The organism is Curtobacterium oceanosedimentum, assembly GCF_040545555.1.
Classification (GTDB): Bacteria; Actinomycetota; Actinomycetes; order Actinomycetales; family Microbacteriaceae; genus Curtobacterium.
In genome coordinates, this window is sequence record NZ_JBEPMD010000016.1 from 57,034 (window position 1) to 74,447 (window position 17,414).

12 protein-coding genes are annotated in these 17,414 nt (G+C 73.5%); 7 read left to right on the top strand and 5 right to left on the bottom strand.

Annotated features, from left to right (window positions below; translation table 11 throughout):
• Positions 1-4: 4 nt before the first annotated feature.
• Positions 5-1,384 (top strand): O-antigen ligase family protein, encoded by a 1,380-nt coding sequence (locus ABIC52_RS14590; RefSeq protein ID WP_354027657.1) that lies wholly within the window; start codon positions 5-7, stop codon positions 1,382-1,384.
• Between the two features lie 46 nt (positions 1,385-1,430).
• On the opposite strand, the gene ABIC52_RS14595 is transcribed toward ABIC52_RS14590, so the two are convergent.
• Positions 1,431-2,819, bottom strand: a complete 1,389-nt coding sequence (locus ABIC52_RS14595; RefSeq protein WP_354027658.1) for a hypothetical protein — start codon at positions 2,817-2,819, stop codon at positions 1,431-1,433.
• Positions 2,820-2,912: 93 nt separating this feature from the next.
• Between ABIC52_RS14595 and ABIC52_RS14600 the strand changes: the two genes are divergently transcribed.
• Both ABIC52_RS14600 and ABIC52_RS14605 read left to right on the top strand, forming a co-directional pair.
• Entirely contained in the window at positions 2,913-4,220 is a 1,308-nt protein-coding gene (locus tag ABIC52_RS14600) for an exopolysaccharide production protein (RefSeq protein WP_126890704.1), read from the top strand.
• Positions 4,221-4,318: 98 nt separating this feature from the next.
• Positions 4,319-6,169: a glycoside hydrolase family 25 domain-containing protein gene (locus ABIC52_RS14605; protein ID WP_126890703.1), complete on the top strand. Its 1,851-nt coding sequence runs from the start codon at positions 4,319-4,321 to the stop codon at positions 6,167-6,169.
• A 42-nt stretch (positions 6,170-6,211) separates the two neighbouring features.
• Here the strand turns inward: ABIC52_RS14605 and ABIC52_RS14610 are convergent, their stop codons facing one another.
• A complete protein-coding gene (locus ABIC52_RS14610; RefSeq protein ID WP_354027659.1) occupies positions 6,212-7,591 on the bottom strand; it encodes a hypothetical protein in 1,380 nt (459 codons plus the stop codon).
• 156 nt (positions 7,592-7,747) lie between these two features.
• Between ABIC52_RS14610 and ABIC52_RS14615 the strand changes: the two genes are divergently transcribed.
• Genes ABIC52_RS14615 through ABIC52_RS14625 form a run of 3 tightly spaced genes read left to right on the top strand, consistent with a single transcriptional unit; the run spans position 7,748 to position 9,965 of the window.
• Complete coding sequence (locus tag ABIC52_RS14615) at positions 7,748-8,485, top strand: glycosyltransferase family 2 protein (protein ID WP_126890701.1); 738 nt, start codon at positions 7,748-7,750, stop codon at positions 8,483-8,485.
• Entirely contained in the window at positions 8,482-8,949 is a 468-nt protein-coding gene (locus tag ABIC52_RS14620) for a DUF2304 family protein (RefSeq protein WP_354027660.1), read from the top strand. The genes ABIC52_RS14615 and ABIC52_RS14620 overlap by 4 nt, the downstream gene beginning before the upstream one ends.
• The gene (locus ABIC52_RS14625) at positions 8,946-9,965 is read left to right on the top strand and encodes a glycosyltransferase family 2 protein (RefSeq protein ID WP_209678290.1); all 1,020 of its coding nucleotides are present in this window, start codon (positions 8,946-8,948) and stop codon (positions 9,963-9,965) included. The genes ABIC52_RS14620 and ABIC52_RS14625 overlap by 4 nt, the downstream gene beginning before the upstream one ends.
• Here ABIC52_RS14625 and ABIC52_RS14630 read toward each other — a convergent pair.
• Together ABIC52_RS14630 and ABIC52_RS14635 are read right to left on the bottom strand one after the other, a co-directional pair.
• Positions 9,935-11,263: a lipopolysaccharide biosynthesis protein gene (locus ABIC52_RS14630; protein WP_209678292.1), complete on the bottom strand. Its 1,329-nt coding sequence runs from the start codon at positions 11,261-11,263 to the stop codon at positions 9,935-9,937. The two genes, ABIC52_RS14625 and ABIC52_RS14630, sit on opposite strands and share 31 nt — an antisense overlap.
• Positions 11,260-12,024 carry a polyprenol monophosphomannose synthase gene (locus ABIC52_RS14635; protein WP_354027661.1) on the bottom strand — a complete coding sequence of 255 codons (765 nt, stop codon included), beginning with the start codon at positions 12,022-12,024 and terminating at the stop codon, positions 11,260-11,262. Before ABIC52_RS14635 ends, ABIC52_RS14630 begins: the two co-directional genes overlap by 4 nt.
• 239 nt (positions 12,025-12,263) lie before the next feature.
• On the opposite strand from ABIC52_RS14635, the gene ABIC52_RS14640 reads away from it, so the two are divergent.
• Positions 12,264-13,940: a DUF2142 domain-containing protein gene (locus ABIC52_RS14640; protein WP_354027662.1), complete on the top strand. Its 1,677-nt coding sequence runs from the start codon at positions 12,264-12,266 to the stop codon at positions 13,938-13,940.
• Positions 13,941-14,396: 456 nt separating this feature from the next.
• On the opposite strand, the gene ABIC52_RS14645 is transcribed toward ABIC52_RS14640, so the two are convergent.
• Positions 14,397-17,135 (bottom strand): hypothetical protein, encoded by a 2,739-nt coding sequence (locus ABIC52_RS14645; protein WP_354027663.1) that lies wholly within the window; start codon positions 17,133-17,135, stop codon positions 14,397-14,399.
• Between the last annotated feature and the right edge of the window lie 279 nt (positions 17,136-17,414).

Here is a 17,414-nt window from a genome sequence, read left to right on the forward strand (position 1 = left end):
CGCCGTGACGAACACCTGGCCGCTGGCCCGCGGGACCGTGCCCGAGCGCGAGGCGTTCGCGCTCGCCACCGCGGTCGTCGGGGTGCTGTTCGCCGGCGACGCCGTGCCGAACACGATCACCTGGTACGGCGCCGCCGCCGTCTGGGCGGCCCTGGCCGGCTGGGGCATCGCGGTCGTGGTGCGGGCCCGCCCGCCGCTCACCCGCACGCCGCGCTCGCTCTGGTTGTTCCTGGGCTGGTGCCTGCTCAGCGTCGCGTGGTCGCACTGGCGTGCGGCGACCCTGGCGAGCATGGTCGCCCAGCTCCTCTGCGTGCTCGTCGCGTTCGCGATCGCGTCGACGCTCAGCTGGCGGCGCCTGCTCGACGCCGTGTCGGCAGCGATGCGCTGGGTGCTCGGTCTGTCGCTGCTGTTCGAGGCCGTCGTGGCCGTCGTCGTCCGGCACCCGATCGCGCCGATCTGGACCGACTACGGCGACCGGAAGATCCCGGACGCCTTCTACTTCTCGCGCGCCGAGCTGTTCACCGGTGGTCGGATCCAGGGCCTGCCGGGGAACGCGAACCTGCTGGCGATGGTGGCCCTGCTCGCGCTCGTCGCGGTCGCCGTCCAGCTCGCCGAGGGGCGGATGCACCGCGGACGCGCCGTCACCTGGATCGCGGTGGGCGTCCTCGTGCTCGCGCTCACCCGGTCGTCGACCGTCCTCGTCGCCGCCGTCGTGGTCGTCCTCGCGGCCGCGGTCGCGGTCCTGGTCCGCCGTGTGCCGAGCGGACAGCGGGCCCCGCGGTACCTCGCCGTCGCCGTCGGCGCCGTCGTCGCCGTCGTCGCCGGCGTCGCGGGCCGCGGGGTGCTCACGGGGCTCCTCGGCAGGACGTCCGACCTCACCGGCCGCGGCGACATCTGGTCGGCGGTGCTCGGACTCGCCGACCAGCACCCGGTCCTCGGCTGGGGCTGGATCGGCTACTGGTGGCCGGACATCCCCACACTCGCGGACATCGCCCACCGGAACGGCGTGACCTACCTGCAGGCACACGACGCCGCCCTCGACGTCCTCATGCAGACCGGCGTCGTCGGGCTCGTCCTCTTCGCCCTGTACGTGCTGTCGACGCTCGTGCGCTCCTGGTGGTGCGCGACCCGGACCCCGTACGGCCCCGACCTGCTCCCCCGCGGCTTCGACCCCGTGTCGCTGTTCCCGCTCCTGGTCGTCGTGGCGCTCCTCGTGCAGGCGGTCGCCGAGTCCCGTCTGCTCTACCAGGGCAACTGGGTCCTCTTCGCCGTCATCGCGATCAAGACGCGCACGGTGCTCGTCGGCGAGGAGCCCGCCTCGTCGGGCGACGGACCGCGCATCCCGGTCGCCGTCCGGGCGTTCCGGGGCGCGACTTCGGACTGACCGCCGGCTCCGCGCCCGGACGCCGTGCTCGGACGCCCCACCCGGGTCAGCGGTCCCGCAGCACCAGGGTGCAGGGCACCTGGGCCGACCACGGCGCCGTCCGCACCTCGAGCACCCGGGTCGGGTCGGCCCGGCACGCCGGCTCCGCGTCCCGGACCTGCGGTGCCCACAGCGGCCCGTCGCTCCGCGTCGAGGCACCCGGAGCGGCGTTCGCGACGCTCGTCGCGACGACCAGCGCGACCACGCACCAGCCGAGGGCCGCCCGGACGACGGGTGCCGCGCCTCCCGTCCGGGTCCGGGTCCGGCGCACCCGTCCCGCGCCGCGGTCGACCAGGAGCGCCGCGGACAGGACCACCGCCGACAGCAGGAGCATGCCGGCGGCAGCTGCGTAGCGGCTCGGACCCACGGCGGCGAGCCCGACCGCGTCGAGCGTGCTCCACCGGCCGTCCGCCGGAGCGTTGGCGAGCAGCGCGGCCGTCCACACCACCACGGACCCGCCGGCGAGCGCCACGAGGAGCACGCGGGCGCGCCACGGCGCGACGACGAGGGCGACCACGAGCAGCGCGAGGACCGCGAGCGCCGGCACCACCAGCACCCAGGCGCCGTGCTCGGCGACCGCTGCGCCCACCGGGGCCACCCGCCGGTCCCAGAGGCCGGCCACCGGCTGGAGCAGGTAGCCGGCGACGACGTCCGCCGGGGCCGGGTGCCCGCGCTCGGACGTGCGCTCGGTCGTCAGGGCCGTCACCACCTGTGCCGCGCCACCACCGATCGCCGCGACCGTCACCGGGAGGGCACGGAGCCGCGCCCACGCCGCGGCGGGTCGGACGGGCCCGGCCGGGCTCGGCGCGCCGCGGTGCCACCAGGCCAGCGCGAGGAGCGGCAGGAAGACCACGGCCTGGAGCTCGGTGAGCGTCGCCGCCAGGGCGAGCACCGCGACGACCGCCGCGCCCCACCAGGACCGTGCTCCGTACGCGAACAGCCAGGGGACGAGGACGAGCGCGTACCAGTGCAGGTTCGCGGCGTTGCCTGCGATCTCGACCGGGGCGAGCGGGAGGACGACCGGCACGGCGGCGAGCAGCAGCCGCATCGTGCGGCCCGGGAGGACGTCGCGGGACAGCACGAACACGGCCGCGGCGACGACGCCCACGACCACACACGAGGCCGCCGACACGGTCAGCGCGTACTGCTCGACCGGACGGTGCACGGCGAGGTCGACGACCAGGCGCGGGACGAGGTGCAGGTAGCCGGCGTAGGGACGCAGGAGCGTCCCGTCGACGCCGTACGCGAGGCGCTCGCGCAGGAACAGTCCGCCGTCCTCCGCCCAGGCGGTCCCGCGCGCCACCGCACCGAGCCGCCACCACGCCGTCGCGACGGCGCCGACGAGCACGACGAGGGCGAGGGCCGCCTCGGTCGCGGCCGGTCGGAGGTGCTGCATCGAGCGCTGAACCTAGCCGAGACATCGCCGTTCGCGATATCGACGCTCCGAGATACAACGGTGACTCCCGGCGCGGTGCGAGAGGATGGACGCGTGACGGACCACGGGGTGAGCAGACGAGCGCTCGCTCGGCGCTACCTGTCGGCCTGGATCGGCTTCTCGGCCGGCGGTCGCTTCAGCCAGGCGCTCGCCACCGCGATCCTGCTCTTCGCCTTCGGCGAGCCCGCCGTCCACGCGATGGTCGGCGCCGCCGGCACCTGGGCCGTGCTCGTCACCCTCGTGGTGCTCGCCGGCCTCAGCCTGCTCGGGCAGCGCTACCGCATCGAGTGGCACGGCGTCCTGCCCCTCTCGCTGCTCGCCTTCGTCGGCTTCTGCGCCCTGAGCGTGGTGTGGAGCGAGTACTCCTGGTACGCGTTGCGCGGCGTGGTCGAGACGGTCTGCTTCGTCGGACTCGGGCTCTACCTGGCGCTCGGCCGCGACCTCGTGCAGGTCATCCGCGCGGCCGGTGACGCGTTCCGCATCCTGCTCGTCGTGGCCCTCGGCCTCGAGGTGCTCTCCGGGCTCGTGCTCGACGTCCCGATCCCCGCGTTCGGCATCCAGGGCAACATCGCGTACGGCGGTCCGATCCAGGGCATCGGGGGCAACCGCAACTTCATGGGCTTCGTGGCCGCGACCGCCCTGGTCACCTTCGTGGTCGAGTTCCTCACCCGGTCGGTGACCACCTGGCGCGCGGTCGCGTCCACCGCACTCGCCGTGATCGCCCTCATGCTCGTGCAGTCCCCCATCACCGGCATCGCGATGATCGCGCTTGCGGTGACCGCCCTGGCCCTCTGGGCGCTCCGGCACGCGGCACCGACGACACGGCCGGTCGTGAACACCGTGCTCGGCGGCGCCGTCCTCGGCATGCTCGTGCTGGCGGTCCTGTTCCGGCACCGGGTACTCGCCGAGATCGGCGCCGCCGGTGGGACGGCGACGCGGCTCGGCCTCTGGGCGCAGATCCGGCAGCTCGGCGAACAGGACCCGATGCAGGGCCGCGGCTGGGTCGGCACCTGGCCGACCGAGGACGTCTTCCCCTTCGTCACCCTCGTCGACCCGTCCGGGGTGCGGTTCACCTCCGGGCTCGACGCCTTCGTCGACGCGTACCTGCAGGTCGGGCTCGCGGGGGCACTCCTGCTCGCGATCGCGGGCGGGCTGGCGTTCGCCCGCGCCTGGGTCACCGCGACGACCTTCCCCGGGGTCGCCTACGTGTGGCCGGCCGCGGTCCTCGTGCTCCTGGCGGTCACGAGCACCGCGGAGAGCTACCTGCTGCACGGCGCCGGTCTCATGCTGTTCGCGACCGTCATCGTCGTCGCCGCCCGCCGGCGCTCGTGGCGACGGCACCTGCCGCGCGACCAGTCCTGAGCGGTGGTCGCGCGGCAGCAGGGCTCGCGGCTGACGCCCGTCCGCCAGTAGCATCGGCACGGGCCGCAGGGGGCGGCCCGTCACCGACAGGAGCTGGCATGCCCTTCGTCTCCCGCGTCGTCACCGCCCTGCTCGCGGTCTCGGCCCTCACCACCGCCGCCGTGGGGCTCGCGCCCGCCGAGCGCGCCGTCGCAGCACCGACCGCGACCGCCAGCGGGTCCCGGTACACCCCGCTCGACACCGCCCGGGTGTTCGACGGCACCGTCGGCACCACCCCGGTCGTTGTGCCGATCACCGGGCGCGTCGGGGTCCCGGCGAACGCGACCGCGGTGGTGGTCAACGTCGAGACCGAGGCGCCGACCGCTGCCGGGTACGTGCGCATCACGCCCGCCGGCACCGACGCCCGCGTCGCGCTGCAGGAGTTCCCCGCGGGCCGGACGATCTCGAACCTCGCGACCGTGAAGCTCGCCTCCGGCGGCGTGCAGGTGAAGGTGTCGGCCGGCTCGGCGCGGATCCTGCTCGACGTCTCCGGCTACTACGCCGCCGGCAGCGGCTCGACCTTCACGCCGCTGCCGACCGTCCGCGTCGCGTCGCCGACCGTCGGCACGACACCGGTGCCCGTGCAGTTCGCCGGCAAGGGCGGTGTGCCGGCCGATGCGACCGCGGTGGTGGTCAACGTCGAGACGAACGCCCCGACCGCCGACGGCTACACGCGCCTCACCCCGCTCGGCCGTGATGCATCGGTGGCGACCCAGGAGTTCAGCGCCGGACGCACCGTGTCGAACCTCGCGATCGTGCGCCTCGTCGACGGTTCGGCGCAGGTCCGCCTGTCCCAGGGGACCGCGACCGTCTTCATGGACGTCGCCGGGTACTACTCCGCCTCGTCGACCGGCTCCGTCTTCGTCCCCCTCGACACGACCCGCATCGAGACGGCCACGCTGGGCGACACCCCGCGCACGGTCCGTGCGACGGGCACCGGCGGTGTCCCGGGGACGGCCACCGCGGTCGTCGCGAACGTCGAGGTGCAGGGCACGTCCGCCGACGGCTACCTCCGGGTCACGCCCGCCGGACAGGACGCCTCCGTCGCCGCCCAGGTGTTCCGGGCCGGCGAGGAGGTCTCCGCTGCCGTCATCACCAAGGTGACCGGGTCCACCGCCGCACGGGCGTTCCAGGCCAAGGTCTCGCGCGGGACCGCTGTCGACTACGTCGACGTGTCCGGGTACTTCCTCGACGGGACCTCGGCCTCGGGCACCGGCGTCGACGTGTCCTGGCCGCAGTGCGGGTCCTCGTTGCCGACCGACGCCGCCTTCGCGGTCGTCGGCGTCAACGGCGGACTGGCGAACACCACGAACCCCTGCCTGTCGTCGCAGCTGGGGTGGGCCGCGCAGTCCTCCGGCGGGACGTCCCAGCCGACCGTCCAGCTCTACGTGAACACCGCGAACCCGGGCCGACAGGCCTCGGTCTGGCCCACGAGCAACACGCTGCCGAACGGTGGCGGGACCGTACCGAACCCGTACGGGACCTGCACCGGCGGGTACGACGCCGCCTGCTCGTACGTGTACGGCTGGACCCGGGCGGTCGAGGACGCCACGATCCGAGGCATCACCGACCCGACGGCGTACCGCTGGTGGCTCGACGTCGAGACCGAGGGCACCTGGCAGACGGACCGGTCGCAGAACCGCGCGGACCTCGAGGGCATGGCCGCTGCCCTGACCTCACGAGGCGCGCAGGTCGGCCTGTACTCGACCACCTTCCAGTGGACCAGCATCGTCGGGACCGTCCCGACGTCGAGCCCGCTCTACCGGCTGCCGAGCTGGATCGCGACCGGGGCACCGACCCTGGCCGCAGCGCAGCAGGCCTGCTCCGGGACGCCCCTCACCGGCGGCAGCCGGATCGAGATGACGCAGTACGTCGTCGGCGGGTTCGACCGCAACGCGTCCTGCGTCTGACGGTCGCCGGGCGCTGCAGGCGACCCGGCAGACCCGACGGGGTCACCGACGTCCGAGCACCAGTCGGCACGGCACGGCGGTGTCCCACACCTTGTCGATCGCGTGCGGCGCGTTGTGCACGACGATCGACGCGGACGGATCGGCACGGCACGCCGCGACCTGCGCCTCGACCTGCGGACGCCACGCGGGTCCGTCCTGGCGCAGCGACAGTCCCGGGGCGGCCGAGCCCACCGCGGCCGCGACCACGACCACGACCGCACCCCAGCCGGCGACCGCCGCCGTCACCCGGAGCACGCGGCTCCGGTCGACCAGTGGCTCCCGACGGGCCCGCTGCGCAGGTCGCGGACCGATGAGCAGCGCTGCGGCGAGGACCACCGCGGCGGTGAGGAGCATCGCGGACGGCGCGGCGTAGCGCGTGGGGACGGTCGTCATCGCCTGCAGCAGCCCGGCCGGCTCGTCCCAGCCCCGGTTGCCCGAACTGTTCGCCTTCAGCGCCGCCGTCCAGATGCCGACGGACCCGATCGCGAACGCGACCAGCTGGACGCGCGCCCGCCAGGACGCGACGACGAGGGCCGCGACGAGCAGGACGGCGATCGCGACCACCGGCACCACGACGACGTACGACCCGTGCGCGACGACGGCGCGCGTCACCAGGAACGAGTCGCGGATCCAGGCACCGGCCAGCGGCTCGAGCAGGTACCCCTTGACGACCTCCGCCACCGAGGGGTCCCCCGCCGACGTCGGCCGGACGGTGGTGAGCGCCGTCCACACCTGGAGGCCGAGACCGCCGAGCGTCACGACGGTCACCGGGATCGCCCGGAGCGCGTCCCGGAGGGGGCGCCGCCACCAGGCCACCGCCAGCAACGGCACGAACAACAAGGCCTGGGGCTCGGTGAGCACCGCGAACAGCGCGAGCACCGCGACGGCTGCGGAGCCCCACCAGGTCCGGACACGGGCGGTGAACACCCACGGGACCAGCAGGAGCATCAGCCAGTGCAGGTTCGCGGCGTTGCCGAGCACCTCGATCGGTGCGATCGGCAGGATGACCGGGACCGCGGCGAGGAGCAGGCGGAGCGGCCAGGCCCGGACGACGTCGGCGGACAGCACGAACACCGCGGCCACGACGATGCCCGCGACCACGCAGCTGGCACCCGCCACGGTGACCGCGTACTGCTCGATCGGCCGGTGGAACGCGAGGTCGACGACCAGACGCGGCAGCAGGTGCAGGTAGCCCGCGTACGGGTGCAGCAAGGAGTCCACGGAACCGAGCTCGAGGTGCTCGCTGAAGAACACGTCGCCGTCCTCGGCCCAGACGGTCGCCCGGGTCGTCGGCCCGAGCCGGTACCAGGCGAAGGCCGACGCGATCACCGCGAGGACCACCGCGCCGACGGCGGTGGTGAGGGTCTTGTGCGTGCGCTCCATCGACGGACGACACTAGCCGCGCCACGGCGGTCCGCTGCACCGACGCTCCGCGCTGCACCCGCCGTCACGGACGTGCCGGGGCGCCGGCGGAGACGGACGGGGACCGGTGGTGCGGACACGTCCGGCGCGGTCGCAGCCGTTGGTAGCATCGTCAGCATGTCCCTGCTCCAGCAGACGCTCATCGTCATGCCTGCGTACAACGAGAGCGCGGTGGTCGGCGACGTCGTGCGTGAAGTGCGGGCGACCCTGCCGGGCGTCACCGTGCTCGTCGTCAACGACGGGTCCGCGGACAGCACCGCTGCGGTGGCACGCCGTGCCGGTGCGACGGTCCTCGACCTGCCGTTCAACCTCGGGGTCGGCGGCGCCATGCGGGCGGGCTTCAAGTACGCGGTCGCCAACGGCTTCCGCTACGCGGTGCAGGTCGACTCCGACGGCCAGCACGATCCGACCGGCGTCCCGCAGATCCTCGACGCCCTGCAGCGGAACGACGTCGTGATCGGCGCACGGTTCGCAGGCGTCGGCGACTACGAGACCCGTGGTCCGCGCCGGTGGGCGATGGTGGTCCTGGCGTCGGTCGTGTCCCGGATCGCCGGGACTCGCCTGACCGACACCACGTCGGGCTTCCGCGGTGCCGGCCCCCGAGCACTCGAGCTCTTCGCCGCGCACTACCCCGCCGAGTACCTCGGGGACACCGTCGAGTCGCTCGTGCTCGCTGCTCGCGCCGGCTGCTCGATCGAGCAGATCCCCGTGGCGATGCGCGTGCGCGCCGGCGGCACCCCGTCCCACGCCCCGTTCAAGGCGATGATCTACCTCGGACGCGCAGCGATGGCCCTCGTGGTCGCGCTCTGGCGTCCGCGTCTGTCCCTCCGCGCATCGGAGGTGCCCGGCTCGTGAACATCGTGACCTACGTCTTCGGCATCGTCGTCGCCCTGCTCGTCCTCGTGGCGGTCGTCGAACTCCTGCGCCGCCGCCGCCTCCGGGAACGCCACGCACTCTGGTGGATCGTCGCCGGCGTCGTCGCCCTCGTCGTGGCCGTGTTCCCCGGGCTGCTCGTCAGCACCGCCGCCGTCCTCGGCTTCTCGGTCCCGACGAACCTCGGCTTCTTCGTCTGCCTCGTCCTCCTCTTCATGGTGTCGGTGTCGCAGAGCGCCGAGCTCACCGCGCTCGAGGAGAAGACACGCGTGCTGGCCGAGCAGAGCGCGCTGCTCGAGGAGCGCATCGAACGCCTCGAGCAGCAGCACGCGGTCGCCGAGCGCCCGACGGCCGGGCGGACGACCGCTGGGCCGACGTCCGCTGAGCCGACGACCACTGCGCAGACGCTGTCCGCCCACGTGCACGACGCGGACCGCCGCGGATGACGGCGCCCGACGTCACCGTCGTCATGCTGGCGTACGGTGACGAACCGGTCCTGCACGCCGCCGTACGGTCCGTGCTCGACTCGGACGGCGTCGACGTCACGGTCGTCCTCGTCGACAACGGGTGCACCTCGGACGCGGTCCGCACCCTGCCGCCCGATCCCCGGCTGACCGTCAGGACCCCGGCCGAGAACCTCGGCTTCGCGGGTGGCGTCAACCACGGGGCCGCGGGCGCCGCCACGACGTACCTCGCGCTGGTCAACTCCGACGCCGAGGTCCGTCCGGACGCCCTCGCCGCCCTCGTGCGGGTCGCCGAGCGCCCCGACGTGGGCATCGCCAGCGGCAGCATCCGCCTGGCCGACCGTCCGGACACGATGAACTCCGCCGGCAACCCGGTGCACGTCGTCGGACTCAGCTGGGCCGGCGCGTACGGCGAACCGGCGACGGCCCACACGACCGAACAGGACATCGCCTCGGCCTCCGGCGCCGGGCTGGTCCTGCGCCGCGAGCTCTGGGAGCGACTGGGCGGCTTCGAGGACACGTACTTCGCGTACCACGAGGACGTCGACCTGAGCTGGCGGACCTGGCAGCTCGGGCTCCGCGTCGTCTTCGTGCCCGATGCCGTCGTCCTGCACCACTACGAGTTCAGCCGCAACGCCCGCAAGATGTTCCTGCTCGAGCGGAACCGGCGCATCTTCCTGTCGACGCTCTACGGTCGCAGGCTCCGCGCTGCCACCGCCCTGCCCGCCTGGGCGATCGGGCTCGCGATGGGCCTGGTGGCCCGCTCGCAGGGATGGGGGCCCCAGCACCGCGAGGCCCGCCGCTGGATCCGCGACAACCGGGCGTGGCTCGCGGAGCGACGTGCCCGCGTCGAGGCCGCTGCCGTCGTCGACGACCGCCGGATGGCGCGCCTGCTCACCGCGACGCTCGACCAGCAGGTGTTCCCGCTCCCCCCGGGCGCCGGTGTCCTGCAGGCCGTGATGCGGGCCTACTGGACGGTCGCCCGCCGCTTCGTCTGAGACCCGTCCGACGCCCGTCCGGGCCGGAAGCCGACCGCGACCAGCGCGACCAGGCTCACCACCGACCCGACGACGAAGCCGGTCGTGCCGGCGGTCAACGGCGCCGACGGCACCGATACGGCGATGACGACGACCCCGGCGACGAGCCCGGTGAGCGACGCCACCGCGACCTCGCCGGACCGTCCGGCGGCGAGCAGGAACGCGGCCGGGACCAGTGCGATCGTGAAGACGAACACGCCCACCAGCAGCCCGCGCAGCACCGGTGCCGCCGCCACGCCCTGCTCGGGGTAGAACAGCGGCATCACGAACCCGGCCAGGGCCGCGATCGCGCCGAACACCACGACGCAGCCCGCCGTGAAGACCAGGAAGACGGCGAGCCGCCGCCGGTCGCGGAGCGAGCCGTTGCCGGTCTCGTGCGCGAAGGCCGGCACGATGATCTGGCTGACGGCCTGTCCCACCATGGAGGCCGGGGTCGCGATGGTGAACGCGGCGGCGTAGACACCGACCTGCGCCGGTGCTGCGAAGACCTCGGCACTGATCATGGCCAGCTGGAGGAGACCGTTGGTGGCCAGGCCGGCCAGGACGTTCCAGGCCGTGAAGGACAGCACGCCGGTCCGCGGGAGCTCGGTGGGACCGGCCACGCCCTTCGGCCAGCAGACGACGGCGAACACGGTGTAGCCGACCGAGATCGGGACGAGCACCAGCGAGTCCGCCCCCACGGCGAGCACCCCGGCGAGCCCGGCGAGGGACAACAGCCCGGTCCCGACGTCGGCGAGCCCGACCCGGCGCGCACGGCCCCGGCCGAGAGCCCCGGTCCGGGCGTACGCGTAGGCGCCGTAGCCCGCGACGGTCCACGCCGCGGTGGCGGCCAGGACGCCGTCGTGCGTCCAGCCCCAGGCCACCGGGACCGCGACGGCTCCGAGCACGACGACCGACAGCGCCCAGGTCCGTGTGAGGAGTCGGACGACGTCGCGGTCGTCCTGCCCGCGGGCCACGGCGAACGCGATGTACCGGCTGGCGGCGTTGCCGGCGGCGGTCGGCCACACGAGCGCCGCGAAGATCGACAGCGACAGGACGGCGCTGACGTGGCCCAGGTCCGCCGAACCGAGCGCCCGTCCGATCACGACGGTGTACGCCAGGCGCGCGACGCCCTGCGCGACGATCCCTCCCGTCGACCAGGCCGCCCTCCTGACGAGGTCACCGGAGCCCGTCACCACGGCGGGCTGCACCACCCCGGGGACACCCTCCGGCGTGCCGGGGGTGCTCGGCCGCTCCTCGGGGACGCTGTTCGAGGTCACGAGCGGGGGCGACGGAACCAGCGCTGCACGCCCCACTGCGTCACGCGCACCATCGCCTCGACGATCACGGAGCGGTCCATCTTCGACGTCCCGAGCACGCGGTCCCGGAACTCGATCGGCACCTCGACGATGCGGCCGCCGAGGTCGTGCACGCGCAGGGTCATGTCGACCTGGAAGCAGTAGCCCTTCGAGTCGACCCCGCTCAGGTCCATGCGGCGGACGACGTCGGCGCGGTACACCCGGTACCCGGCGGTGACGTCGTGCACACCGAGGCGGAGCATGACCCGCGCGTAGAGGTTCGCCGTCCGGCTGAGCAGCTCACGGCGCGTCGGCCAGTCGACGACCGACCCGCCCCGGACCCAGCGGGAGCCGATCGCGAGCTGCACGTCGGCGGCCGGGGCATCGGCGACCGCGGACAGCAGGGCGGGCAGACGGTCCGCCGGGTGGGACCCGTCGGCGTCCATCTCGACGAGCAGCCCGTAGCCGCGCTCGAGGCCCCAGTCGAACCCGGCCACGTAGGCCGTGCCCAGCCCGAGCTTGCCGGTGCGACGCATCAGGTGCAGACGTCCGTCGTCGGCGGCGAGGGCCTCCACCCGGTCACCCGTGCCGTCGGGGCTCGCGTCGTCGACCACGAGCACGTGGGCGTCCGGCGCGTGCTCCAGGATCTTCGCGACGGCGTTCTCGATGTTCTCGACCTCGTTGTAGGTCGGCACGACCACGAGGGCTCTGGGGGCGGACGCAGGGTCCTGGGTGTCGGGCACTGTCGGATCCGCTCCTTCATCGATCGTCGCCGAGCGATCGTAGCCGACCCCGTCGCCGGGCACACACTCGGACGCCCGGTGCGCCGCGGAACCGGTCCGTGTCCGAGGCCCCGATCCATGCCCGGCGGGCCCTGCTCACTGCGGCGGGGTACCGGACCCGAGCGCTGCTAGAGTGCCGGATGGCTCGCGACCGGCGAGCGACGGCGCAGGGGCGTCGGGTGAGGAGACGCGGGACACCGATGACCGGAACGAGGCTCGGAACGACCGGACGGACCAGGACGACCGGTGCACGACGCCCCGCCTGGCAGGTGTTCCTGATGGCGTTCCTCGTCATCGCGGCCATGGCGGGCAGCTGGGCGATGACCAGCCCGCTCGAGTCCGCACCGGACGAACCCGCGCACACCATCCACGCAGCCGCCGTCGTCCGCGGTGAGTTCATCGGCGACGAGTCCTCCGTGCAGCGAGGAGCCAGTGACGTCGAGGTACCGGCCTGGGCCGCACAGACGTCGAAGCTCGCGTGCTTCGCCTTCAACCCGGGCATCGCCGCCAACTGCCAGGAGCCGGTGACCGAGTCCGACGCCGAGCAGACCGCCACGACGAGCGCCGGGTCCTACAACCCCGTCTACTACGCGGTCGTCGGCCTGCCGTCACTGGTCCTCGACGGCAAGAGCGCGCTGTACGCGATGCGGGGTGTGAGCCTGCTCTGGTGCTCCGCGCTCCTGGCGCTGGCGGTCGTGGCACTCGCCGGCCTCCGCGCTCGCGGGTGGGCGTTGGGTGCCTTCGCGGTCGCCGTGACCCCGATGGTCCTCTTCATCCTCGGCTCCGTGAACCCGAGTGCGCTCGAGATCTCCGCGACCGTCATGCTCTTCTGCTGGCTGACGCTCATCGCCGAACGCCGTGCCGCCAGGGTCGCCCCCGCGCACGCGGCTGCGGTCGCGGTCTCCGGCGCGCTGCTCGCCAACACCCGGAGCATCGCCCTGCTCTGGTTGCTCATCGTCGCGGTCGCCACCCTGTTCGACCTGCGCCTGCTCGGCCGTCTGGTGCGTTCGCGCACGGTCTGGGTCGCCGCTGCCGTGCTCGCCGTCGCCGCGGTCGCCGGGTTGGCCTGGACACTCGGGAGCAACAGCCTCGGCGAAGGGGTCCCCTACGCCGGAACGGGAACGAGCCACCTGCGCGGCTTCGTGCACATGTTCGCGCTGACGTTCCAGAACTCGGACGGCTACATCGGACTCTTCGGCTGGATCGACACCGCACTCCCGCCGTCGACGGTCTCGCTGTGGGGTGGTCTGATCCTCGCCCTGACGATCGGCGCGCTCGTCTTCGGCCACGGCCGTCGACGCTTCGGCGTCATCGTCCTCGCCGCGGCGATGGTCCTCGTCCCGCCGGTGGTCCAGGGCATCGCCGTCACCGAGTACGGCTACATCTGGCAGGCCCGCTACGTCCTCGCGATCCTCGCCTGCATGGTGATCGCCGCCGGTGTCGCGCTCGACCACGCCTTCCCTCACGCGTTCGCGAACTCCCGGGTTCGGTGGATGTTCGGGCTGATGCTCGCGACCCTCGCCGTGCTGCACGTGCACAGCTCGATCTGGGCACTGAAGCGGTACGTCGTGGGCGCGCACCTCGGGTGGCGCACCATGGTCACCGAGCCGCAGTGGCAGCCGCCGCTCGGCTGGCCCGTCTGGGTGGGCGTGCTCACCCTCGCGGTGGTCGTCGGCGGGTTGCTCGTGATGCGCGTCGCCGTCGCGCCCGCCGGGCCGGTCACGGTCGACGGGTCGGAACCCGCCGGGCTCGACGACGGTCGTCCGCCGCGGGAGCGGGCAGTCACCGACGAGGCGTTCTCCGACGACGCGACCGCGGACACCGCGCCCACCCGCACGGTCGCGCCGGCCGACGTGCCGGCACCCGACGTCCGCTGACGACGCAGCCACCGACGCCGACGCCGGTTTCGGCCCCGGCCCCGGCCGCGGCCCCGGGTGCGGTACGGGATGACGCGCGCTCGGTAGCGCGGTTCGGCCCACGCGTCGCGGAGCGTCGGCCCCACGGGTGATCACCGGGCGCGCCGAGGCGCTCCGGCAGGACGCGCCCAGCGCTCCCACCACCGCCCTGTCGTTCCGCTCTCTCCGCAGGCCCCGCCCCGCGCTCCGGTCAGGGAAGCTCGATCACGGAACCGTCGCTCCGGCAGGGCGGGACCCGTCGAGCCGGCTCCGCACCTCGGCGGGTCCCCCGGCTTCCCGGACGACGAGCGCACCCGGCCGCCGATGACGCTCGGGCACGCCCACGACGCTCGAGCACACGGACGACGCCCGGACACGCGGACGGCCCCGACTCGCAGAGGAGTCGGGGCCGTCCGTGAGCGGTCGGGAGACGCCCGGTCAGGGCACCGTCACGGTGAAGCACCCGAGCGAGCTGTCCCCGCCGGTTCCGGTGTTCACCGCGGTGAAGCAGACCTGCTGTCGCCCGGATACGGCCGGGACGGTCGTGTCGAAGCCGTGCGCCGGACCGAGGGCCGGGTAGGCGGCGCCCACGTCGCTGCGCGTGACGTTCGCCGTCAGCGGCGTGACGGTCGAACCGACCTGCGCCTTGACGGTGATCGCGGTCCCCGGGGTGTCCTGGTCGAAGCCCCACCCGCGGATCGCGATGCCGCCCGCGACACCGGTCACCGAGTCGACGGAGCCACGGGGCTTCGTACCCGGGTCACCGGCGACGGTGACCTGCCGGCAGCCGAGGTCGGTGTCCCCGCCCTTGCCGTCGTTGACGGCCGTCAAGCAGACCGTCTGCGCGCCGGTGCCGGTGGGCACCGTCGCGTCGAACCCGGTCGTCCCGGTCGCCGCAGGGTAGGCCTTGGGCACGTCGGCTCGGGCACCGGAGGCGGTGAGCACGGTGGTGACCCCGGCGACGCTCGCGCGGACCGCGATCGGCTTCGCCGTGTCGGGGTCGAACGCCCACCCGACGACGCGCACGCCGCCCGGGACCGCGGTCGCCGCGTCGTACCAGCCGATCGGCTTGCTGCCGACGTCCGTGACCGTGACCGTCCAGCACCCGAGCGACGTGTTGCCACCGGTGCCCGTGTTCACCGCGGACAGGCAGATCTGCGTCGGACCGGTGCGAGCCGGGACCGTCGCCTCGAACCCGTGCGCTGCGCCGGCGGCCGGGTAGGCGTTCCCGACGTCGGTGCGGACCGTGTCCGCGGTCAGCTTCGTGACCGTGCCTCCGACGGTCGCGGTGACCGTGAGCGGCGACTTCGGGGTGTCGCTGTCGAACGCCCAGCCGCGCACCGTGATGCCACCCGGCGCGGCGGTGACGGCGTCGACGTTGCCGCGCGGGACGGCACCCGAGTCCACGACCGGCTGCAGGACGGTGACCGTCTTGCACCCGAGGTCCGTGTCCTTGCCCGAGCCGACGTTCACGGCCGTGGCGCAGATCGTCTGCACGCCGGCAGGAGCCGTCACCGTGCCGCCGAACCCACTGGTCGCGCCGGCCTTCGGGTAGACCTTCTGCACGTCGGCTCGCGCCTGGTTCGTCGGCAGCGTCGACGAGGTCGACCCCACGCTCAGCTTGACCGTCAACGGACCCGAGGTGTCGGCGTCGAACGCCCAACCCCGGACGGTGATGCCACCGGCGGTCGGCGTCGCCGAGTCGAACACACCGGTCGGCGAGTTGCCGCTCGCGGCCACGATCGTCACCGACCGGCAGCCGAGCCCGGTGTTCGCGGTGCCGCCGCCCTGGTTGATGCCGTAGGCACAGACGTTCCAGGTGCCGGGCGACAGGGTCATCGTCGTCTGGAAGCCGTGTGCCGCACCGTAGGCCGGGTAGACCTTCGCGACGTCCGGCCGGGACTGGTCGGCCGTGGCGTGCTGGCCCTGGGCGTTCGCGTAGACGTCGACGGGGATCGACGCGGTCGTGTCCGGGTCGATGGCCCACCCGCGCAGCGTCACGGTGTTGCCGGAGGTCGTCACGGAGTCGAGGGCGCCGAACGGGTTCCCGGTCGGGACCTGGACCGTCTGGCAGCCGGCGGACGTGTTCGGGCCGCCCTGCGCGTCGATGAAGAACAGGCACACCTGGTGCTGACCACCCGCGATGCCGAACGTGCCGCCGAAGCCGTGGTCCGGTCCGTTGCTCGGGTAGGCCGCGCCGACGTCCGTGCGCCGCTGGTTCGCGGTGAGCGCGCCCGCGCCGACACCGTCGATGTAGACGTGCACCTGGATCGGCGTCTTCGCGGCGTCCGGGTCGATCGCCCAACCGGAGACGCTCACGGAACCGACGCCGGTCGTGATCCCCTCGACGTTGCCGAACGGCTGCGACGCGCCGGTCGGCGACCCGAACCAGTTCTGGTAGTAGTTGAAGAAGTTCAGGTTGCCGTACGCACCGCAGGCACTGTCACTCCGGCCGGCGAGGACGTTCGCGTTCGGCTGGTACGGCGTGTAGTAGTACAGCGCCGCGGTCGCCTTGTTCTGGACCGTCACCTGGCTGGAACCGCACGCGGCGTTCGGGTTGAACCGCACGGCCGAGGGCACGCCGATCGGGTACCACGTGAAGTAGTTGCTCGTGCCCGGCGGGTTGCCGTAGCGCTTGAGCTGCCACGCGGCGAGGTAGATCTGGTTGTACAGGCCGGCGTACGCGGGGTCGCACCAGCCGGGCTTCGCGGTGTTGTCGGGGCAGGCGTAGCCCATCGCCCGGTCCAGGCGCGCGTCGGACGGCGCGGACATCGTGACGAGCGACTGCTCCTTCTGCAGGATCACGAGCAGCGCCTTCGCGCTGATGCTGCACGACCGCTGCACCTTGTAGATGATGGTGGAGGTCAGCTCGTTCGCCGCACCCTGGTACGCGGCACACATCGCGTCGGCACCCCGCGACGTGGTGTTCGTCCGCTTCAGCCGCAGGCAGTTCCCGTTGCCACAGGACGGCTCGTTCGCGTTGAGGAACGCCTGGATCTCCGCCTCGGACATCGCGTTGGCGTTGTAGAAGTTCGCGTCGGAGATGATGTTGCCGGCTTGGAACGTCGCCGCGCCGGCCGAGTTCGACTGGACGGCCACGAGGCCGCCGACCACGGTCGCGACGAGCGCGAGCGCGATGGCACTCCGGAACCAGATGGATCGCAGCAGCGCTGCCATGGGTGCTTCCCCTTCGGGCGTCCGCCGCGCGTCGACACGGCGCCTGATCACCTGCTGTCGGGAATCAGCAGACATGGACAGTCAGATGCTATGCGATCACAGGAGTTCACATCAGCCCCGACTGTCACCCCGAACGAGGGGTGCGCGTGTCGGATCGGCGCTCGACGCACGCAGCGGGGGGGGGGGGGGGGGGGCCGCCCCCCCCCCCCCCCGGGGGGGGGGGGGGCCCCCCGCGGGGGGGGGGGGGGGGGCCCCCCCCCGCGGGACCGCGCCGCCCCC